The organism is Duganella paludis, assembly GCF_054461335.1.
Map to the genome: position 1 here is coordinate 3,141,853 of NZ_CM136922.1, position 8,363 is coordinate 3,150,215.

At 63.6% G+C, this 8,363-nt stretch carries 4 protein-coding genes; 1 reads left to right on the forward strand and 3 read right to left on the reverse strand.

Annotated features, from left to right (window positions below):
* Positions 1-208: 208 nt before the first annotated feature.
* Positions 209-3,058, reverse strand: coding sequence for a TonB-dependent receptor domain-containing protein (locus ACXZ1M_RS14090; protein ID WP_459053754.1), 2,850 nt, complete (start codon positions 3,056-3,058; stop codon positions 209-211).
* Between the two features lie 245 nt (positions 3,059-3,303).
* On the opposite strand from ACXZ1M_RS14090, the gene ACXZ1M_RS14095 reads away from it, so the two are divergent.
* On the forward strand, positions 3,304-5,679 hold the full coding sequence (locus tag ACXZ1M_RS14095; protein WP_459053755.1) for a PepSY domain-containing protein: 2,376 nt from the start codon (positions 3,304-3,306) through the stop codon (positions 5,677-5,679).
* Here the strand turns inward: ACXZ1M_RS14095 and ACXZ1M_RS14100 are convergent.
* Both ACXZ1M_RS14100 and gshA read right to left on the reverse strand, forming a co-directional pair.
* Positions 5,676-6,719 (reverse strand): histone deacetylase family protein, encoded by a 1,044-nt coding sequence (locus ACXZ1M_RS14100; RefSeq protein ID WP_459053756.1) that lies wholly within the window; start codon positions 6,717-6,719, stop codon positions 5,676-5,678. The genes ACXZ1M_RS14095 and ACXZ1M_RS14100 overlap by 4 nt on opposite strands.
* 5 nt (positions 6,720-6,724) lie before the next feature.
* Positions 6,725-8,326, reverse strand: a complete 1,602-nt coding sequence (gene gshA / locus ACXZ1M_RS14105) for a glutamate--cysteine ligase (RefSeq protein ID WP_459053757.1) — start codon at positions 8,324-8,326, stop codon at positions 6,725-6,727.
* Between the last annotated feature and the right edge of the window lie 37 nt (positions 8,327-8,363).

Here is an 8,363-nt window from a genome sequence, read left to right on the forward strand (position 1 = left end):
TTCCTTTCAGTGAGTTTCAGTGTGTGAGTACGGCGACGACTTGCTTATCTAATTTACTACACCTTGCGCTGTTTGCAGCGCCAATGAACACATAATACATAGTGCACTATTCAATAGCAAGCTATTTTTAAAATAAAAAAACCGGAGACCGATGAAGGTCTCCGGCAAAAAGGCCGGCTATGGGCAGCCAGCCCCCCGTTGGACTGGTTTAGAACTTGTAGGCGGCCGTCACATAGAAGGTGCGGCCAAGCGGATCGGTGTAGCGGCCGTCATAGCCGACCTGGTTGCCGCCGCCGCTGTTGCGGATCGACAGCGGTGGCTCCTCGGCCAGCAGGTTGCGCACGCCCAGGGTCAGGGTCAGGTTTTTGATGAAGTTCAGCTTGGCCTGGTAGTCGACCGTGGTGTAGTCGCTGACGTCGCGCTTCATTTTCACGGCGTCGCCCAAGGTACCGTCGGCGTTGACCGCAACCACCGGACCGGCAGCGTCGTGGTAGCCGGAGCGGTAGTTGACGGTCAGCGTGTTGCTCAGCTTTTCCGAGCTCTTGAGCGAGAAATTCACCCGGCTGATCAGGCGGAACACCACGTCGTTGTACGAATCGAAGCGGCCGATCGATTTCTCGATGCCGCTGCCCGGCACATCCTGCTCGGCCTTCAGCATGTAGGTGCCGGACCAGTTCACCGCCAGCTTGCCGATCGGCGTGCCGGTTTTGTAGGTGCTGTCGAAGTCGATGCCGCGATAGTGCGAGCTGGCCAGGTTGACCGGGCTCAGGGTCGCCACCAGCACCTTGCTCTTCTGGATAGGATCGTAATAGATCGAGATGTACTTATCGGCCAGCACCGGATTGGTGAAGATCTGTTCCTGCGACAGGGTGCGAATCTGGTTGCGCAGCTTCACGTCCCACAGGTCGACGCCGACCGACAGCGCATTGGTCGCGTCCCAGCGCAGGCCGAGCGAGGACTGCTTGGAACGTTCCGCCTGCAGCGAACCGTTGCCCTTGGTAGGGTTGCCGCTGGTGAGCAAGCCGTACTCCGACTCGCCCGCCTTGCAGTAGATCAGGCGCGGGTCGCCGGCCTTGGTGATCGGGCAGGCGAAGAACTCGGACGAACCGCCGTTCTTGAGCGGATCGGCCACGTCGTTCATGGTCGGCGCCTTGAAGCCGGTGCCGTAGGAACCGCGCAGCATGACCGACTGCACCGGCGTGTAGCGCGCCGACAGCTTGTAGGTGGCCTTGGCCACATCTTCACCGACGGTGCCAGGCTTGCTCGGCACGCCGTTGATGTCGTAGCTGGTGTTGTGCTTCTCCACCGCGTCGTAGCTGTCGTAGCGCAGGGCGCCGGTCAGCTCCAGGTTCTTCATCACAGGCATCAGCAGTTCGGCAAAGCTGCCCCAGCTCTTGCGCGAGGCGTCCAGCGCCTGCGAGCCGGTGCCGCCGCCGATGGTCACGTCGGTCCAGCCAGGATTGCCGGGGCCGGGGCCTTTCGAAATGGCGGACGGATCATCCTGGTAGGACTGGCGCGTGAAGTCGGCGCCCAGGCCCAGCGAGGCTGGGCCGCCCGGCAGCGCGAACACTTCGCGCGAGCCGCGCACATTGGCCACGTCGATCTTGGAATGGGTGGTGCCCAGTACCTGGTGCAGCACGGCCGGCGCCAGCACCGAGGCGCCGTTCGGGTTGACCACGAACGGGTTGTAGGCGCCGGAGCGCACCAGCTCTTCGAAGGCGTTGCCGCTCAGGTAGCCGGCGACGGCGGTGTCGATCTGCTTATTCTGCGAGTGGGTGTAGGCGGCGTTGACGTCCCAGCCGGCCACGCGGCTGTCGGTGCCGGCCACGAAGTGAACGGCGTCGGTGCGGTATTCGTCGGTGCGGCCGCCGGCATCGGCGCCACGGTAGTACAGGAAGGCGTCGGTGGCGTCGGCCGCGTTGATGCCCACCTTCGACAGCAGCGGCACCACGCTCTTGTTATACGCGCCCAGATAGGCCGCGTTGACGGACTTCACGCCGGTTTCCGGGTCGGTGCTGAACACCGTCAGCGGCTGGGCCGCCGCCGCGTAACGGGCGGTGTTGGTGAACTTGGACATGACCAGTTCGCTGAACAGGGTGGTGTCCGCATTGAGACGCAAGGTACCGTTGGCGAACACGCTGTCGCGTTTCAGTTCCGGCATCAGTTCCACGGTGGCGGCGTAATCGTAGCGGCAGGCGTTGCCGTTGACGAAAGTATTGGCCGCCGTGCACTTGCCGTTGGCGAGGTAGTCGGCCGAGAACAGCTTGTCGGCGTTGGCCGTGACCACTTCCACGTTGGCCGGATTGGAGTTGCCGCTGGTCTGCGAGATGGCGTACTGCTTGCCGTCTCGCTCGAAGCGGCGGATGCCGGACTTGGAAAACTCGCGCTGGTTGGCGTTCAGGCTCTTTTGCTCGTCGTGGCTGTAGGCCAGCATCAGGTTGTAGCCGTCCTTGTCCAGGTCGCCGAAGCCCTTGGAGATCGAGAAGTTGCTGCTGCGGCCGCCCGATTTTTCCGGCGAGGTAAAGGTGCCGTCGATGGTCAGGTCCTGGTGGTTTTTCTTCAGGATGAAGTTGATCACGCCGGCAATCGCATCGGAACCGTACAGGGTGGATGCGCCATCGGTCAGGATTTCCACGCGTTCCACGGCGGACAGGGGAATGCTGGCCAGGTTGACCGCGCTGCCGGTGCCGTAAGGCGCCATGCGGCGGCCGTTCAGCAGCACCAGGGTATAAGCGGTGCCGATGGCGTGCACCGAAGCCGTCTGCACGCCGCCGCCGCCGCCGTTGACCGACGCCGACGAGGTGATGAAGCCCTGCATGGCCGGCAGCAGCGCGACCAGATCGGCCACGTTGGTGACGCCGGTCTGCTCGATATCGGCGCGGCTCAGCGACTGTACCGGCAGTGCGCCTTCCTGATTGATGCGTTTGATCGACGAGCCGGTGATTTCGACGCGCTGGATGGCGGTGGTGTCCTGCGCCATGACGCCGGTGGCCAACAAACCCAGGCCGACGGAAAAGATGCTGCGGAGCGAGGCGGAAATTACGGTTTGCTTCATCATCGGTGTTGCTCTCCCTATTGATTTGAAATGCGGCAGTGCATCAAACCATTTCGGCGAGATAACGGTCAATGTTTACTTCTGGTTACTGTAAATATACAACAAATGAAATAAATACTAGAACATCCGTGATTTTTACGGTATTGCGTTAAATTTTGATAGTAACCAAAAGTATTGGCAATCACTCTTAATTGATAATCATTCTCATTGTCTATAGAATGACCGGCATCTCTTCTTATGTTTGTCCCATGAAAAAGCTCTGGTTCCAGTTGCATTGGTTTGTCGGTATCACCGCCGGCACGGTCCTGATGGTGATCGGCCTGACCGGCGCCGCCCTCGCGTTCCGCGAGCAGCTGTTGGACGCGCTCAATCCCGGCGTGCGCAATGTCGCCGTGCAGAATGCGCCGGTGCTGGGACCGCCGCAGATCATGCTGGCGGCCAAAGCCGCCCGGCCGGACGCGCGCATCCTCAGCCTCACCTTCTACGCCACGCCGGGCGTCAGCGCGCGCGTGGGCCTGGCGCCGGCGCCGGGGCAGCGCAAGGGCGAAATCATTTACTTCCATCCCTACAGCGGCGCGCTGATGCCGGAGCTGGCCGGCGAAGACTTCTTCGAGTGGGTGGAGCAGCTGCACCGCTTCCTGCTGCTGCCGCGCGATCCGGGCAAGATGGTCAGCGGTGCGCTGGCGTTCTGCCTGATGGGGCTCGCATTGAGCGGCCTGTATCTGCGCTGGCCGCGCCGCGTGTGGGACTGGCGCACCTGGCTCACCTTCGATCCGCGCATGAAGGGCCGTTCCTTCCTGTGGGGCTTGCACTCGGTGGCGGGTACGTGGGTGATGGTGGTGTTCCTGATGTTCACCGCCTCCGGCGTGTACTGGGCCTTCGATCCGATCCGCGACATGGCGGACGGCTGGATGGGCACCTTGCGTCCGCCGCGCGAAGCCACCGCCGCCAAGCCGAAGGCCGCCAAGCCGTCCAAGGCCGAAGCGCCCGACCTGAGCTTGAGCTGGGAGACTTTCCGCAAGAACGCGCCCGACTGGGAGATGGCCCTGGTGCGGCCGCCGGAACGCGCCGGCGCCTCGGTGCAGATTCTGTGGGTGGCCAAGGATGCGACCCACGTACGTGCGCGTAGCAGCATGACCATCAATCAGCAGACCGGCGCACTGTTGAAGCATGAGCTGTACACGGAGAAGCCGTTGGGCGCGCGTTTGCAGTCGACCATTTATCCGCTGCACATTGGTACGTATTTCGGCGTGGTGGGGCAACTGATCGTGTTCATTGCCGCGCTGGCGCTGCCGGGCTTTGGCATCACCGGCTGGATGTTGTATCTGAACCGCCGCAAGCAGAAGCGCATTGCGCGTGCCGAGCGCGCACAGTTAGCGGCTGCCGCGCCGGGCGGGGATCAGGATGACCCGGTGTTGATGGCCTACGCCAGCCAGACCGGCCAGGCCGAGAGGCTGGCGTTACAAAGTGCGGCCGCGTTGCAGAAAGCCGGCGTGGCGGTGCATGTGCGGTCGCTGGAAAAGCTGACGCCGCCGCAGTTGGGCAAGTATCGTCGCGCCTTGTTTGTCGCCAGTAGTTTTGGCGAGGGCGAGCCGCCCGACAGCGCGCGCCGCTTCAGTCGTTTGCTGGCCGCCGCTGCGGAGGAATTGAAGCATATGCAGTACGCGGTGCTGGCGCTGGGCGACCGCAATTACGCGGAGTTCTGCGGCTTTGGCCGCACGCTGGATCAGCGCTTGAGTTATCTCGGCGCGCAGCCGCTGCATCCGATGATCGAGGTGGACAACGGCGACAGTGGTGCGTTGGCGCGCTGGGGCAGCGCGTTGCGCGGCTTGATGGGTAGCGCTGCGGTGGACGTCCCGCTCACCGCAGCGGCGGAGGATAGCGATTACGCCAGTCGGCGCTTGAGCAGCCGCACGCTGCTCAACCCCGGCAGCATTGGTGCGCCGCTGTACGAGATCACGCTGTCCGGTGTGGTGGGCGATGGCTGGCGTCCGGGTGCGCTGGTGGATATCTGGCCGGGACACTACGGCGAGGACGTGGCGCCGCGCCGTTATTCGCTAGCCTCGGTGGTGCAGGATGGTGTCATGCAGCTGGTGGTGCGGCAGGTCGATGGCGGGTTGGCTTCCGGCTGGTTGACCGCGCGGGCGGCGGTTGGGGATGAAGTACGCGTGCGGCTGATTGCCAACCCGTCGTTCGATGCGTATCGAGAGCCGGCGCCGGCGATTTATATCGGCAATGGTTCGGGTATTGCGGGCTTGCGGTCGCATCTGCGTGCACGGGTGCTGGAAGAAGCGCAGCGCAATTGGTTGATCTTCGGTGAGCGTCAGCAGGCGCATGATGCGGTTTGCGCGCAGGAGATCCAGGGCTGGCGCGCAGCGGGATTCCTGCCGGAGCTGGATCTGGTGTATTCGCGCGATGTGACCGGTGGTGGTTACGTGCAGGACGCGATGCGCGAACGCGCCGACACGCTGCGCGCGTGGATCGATGATGGTGCGGTGGTCTATGTCTGCGGAAGTTTGCAGGGCATGGCCGGCGGCGTGGATGACGCGTTGGCCGAGATGCTGGGGCGCGACGGGTTGGAGCGTCTGGCGGATGCCGGCCGCTATCGCCGTGATGTCTATTAAAGCGCGGTCTCGAAACCTTCGAGGACGTTCACCACGTTCACCCCAAGTTCTTTCACCGCATAGCCGCCTTCGAAGATGAAGGCGGTCGGCACGTTCAGCCACGCCAGGCGCTCGCCCACCTTCAGGTAGTCGGCGCTTTGCAGGTTGAACTTCGACAGCGGATCTCCCGCAAACGTATCCACTCCCAGCGACACCACCACCGCATCCGGCGCAAAGCTGCCGATGCGGATGCAGGCCGTCTCCAGCGCCGTGAACCACTTCTGCGCACTGCTGCCCGCCGCCAGCGGCAGGTTCAGATTGAAGCCCGCACCCGTGCCTTCGCCACGTTCATCCGCATGGCCCAGATAGAACGGGTACTCGTTGCGCGGGTCCGCGTGAATCGAAACGAACAGCACATCGTCCCGGTTGTAGAAAATGCTCTGCGTGCCATTCCCATGGTGGTAGTCGATATCGATGATCGCCACCTTGCGCGCGCCGTCGTCGAGCAAATGCTGCGCGGCCAGCGCCGCGTTGTTCAGGAAGCAGTAGCCGCCGAAAAAATCCGCCCCCGCATGATGGCCCGGCGGACGGCTCAGCACAAACGTGCCGCGCTCGCCCAGCCGCAAGGCATGCGCCGCGTTCACCGCGCAGTCGGCGCCGGTCTTGGCCGCCACCCAGGTGCCGGCCGTCAGCGGCGTGCCGCTGTCCATCGAGTACAGCCCCAGCTTGGCGCAGAAGTTTTCCGGCTCGATGTCGTCGCGCAGCGTGCGCACCGGCCACACGGCGGGAAACGCATCCTTCTGCGCATTGGCTGGGTCCAGCGCCAGCCACTCGTTCCACGCGTTGCGCAAAAAGTGCAGATAGCGCGGCGTGTGGATGCGCTCCAGCGACATCAGGGGCACGCCGTGCGGCGTGACGATCCTGCCCAGGCCGCGCCGACCCAGTTCCGCCAATACCGAATCGGCACGCTCCGGCTTTTCAAAGCAGGGCACGATCTCGCCGCGAAAAATCTCGTGGCGGCCGCGGTGCTGCGCGTGCTGTTCGTTATAGAAGGTGAGCATCTGTGTCAGTCACAGTCCATGCTGGACTTGCACAGGTTGCTGGCGCGGTAGGCCGCCACGAAGTCGTCGAAGTTGGCTTGCGGCGCCGCTTCCATCTCGGCCTGCTCGGCCAGCGATACCGCCGCCAGTTGGTCGAAGTAGGCCGCTTCCTCGGCGGTCGGCGGATGGCTGCGGAAGTAGGCCGCGTGCTTTTCGCTTTGCGCCAGTGCGAACGCGCCGAACGATTTGCCGTTGGCGCGCAGCGCCGCCAGCACCTTGGCCGATGGCGTCAGTTCGGTGTCGGCCAGCTTGGCCGCTTGCGCTTTCAATGCATCGACGTGCACCGTGTCGCCGCGCAGGGAGTCGAGCAGTTCGGCCACCGGGCGGATGCGTTCCAGCAGCTCCGCGCCCCACACCGGCAGCGGCACTTCGCCCTCGCCGTTGTGCAGCGTCAGGCCCGGACGGCGGCCTTCCTTGACGGTGCGCGCGAAGTTCTCGGTGTGGATCGCGCCTTGCTCCGGCGTGATGGTGGCGCTTTCCTCCAGTGCGCAGAACAGCAGGAAGGCATCGAGGAAACGGCCGGTTGCCACGCTGATGCCGACCGGCTCGAACGGGTCGACGTCCATGCAGCGCACTTCGATGTACTGCACGCCGCGCGCGCACAGCGCCTGGATCGGCCGTTCGCCGGTCTGGATCACGCGCTTCGGGCGGATGGTCGAGTAGTACTCGTTTTCGATCTGCAGCACGTTGGTGCTGAGCTGGATCCATTCGCCGTCGCGCTTGGTGCCGAGTTTCGCATACGGTTCGTAGGGCTGGTTGACGGCCTTGGTCATCGCGGCCACGTAGCTGTCGAGACAGTTCTCGTGCGGGCTCAGGCCCGATTGCGCATCGTTCTGGTAACCGAGGTCGCTCATGCGCAGGCTGGTGGCGTAGGGCAGGTAGAGCGTGTCGTCGGACAGCGTGTCGAGCTTGTGCTGGCGGCCGCGCAGGAAGCCGCTCGACAGCACCGGCGAGGCGCCGAACAGGTACATCAGCAGCCAGCTGTAGCGGCGGAAGTTGCGGATCGTCGCCAGGTAGGCTTCCGACTGGAACGAGCGCGGCGTCAGGCGCTTGCCGCTCACTTCATTTTCAGCCAGCACGCGCCACAGGCGTTCGTCCAGCGAGTAGTTGTAGTGGATGCCGGCGATGCATTGCATGGCCTTGCCATAGCGCAGCGCCAGGCCGCGCCGGTAGACGTGTTTGAGCGTGCCCAGGTTGGAACTGCCGTAGTAGGCGATTGCTATCTCTTCTTCCGGCGGCAGCTGGCACGGCATGGACTGGCTCCACAGCAGTTCGTCGCCGAGCTTGCTGTAGGCGTAGCGGTGAATGCCGTCGAGCTTGGCCACGGTGTCGGCGATGTCTTTTTCGGCCGGGGTGATGAACTCCAGTAGGGTCTCGGCGTAATCGGTGGTGATCTGCGGATGCGTGAGGGCCGATCCCAGCGCCAGCGGATGCGGCGTGTGCGCCAGATGGCCGGCGCGATCGACGCGCAAGGTCTCCCGTTCGATGCCGCGCAAGCCGCCAGCCAGCACGTCGCGGTGCTTTTCATCGGCAAGCAAGGCCAGGCGTCGTGTCAAAAGAGTTGGCAATTTGAAATCCTTTCTGGTGCAGCAAATAAATTATTGG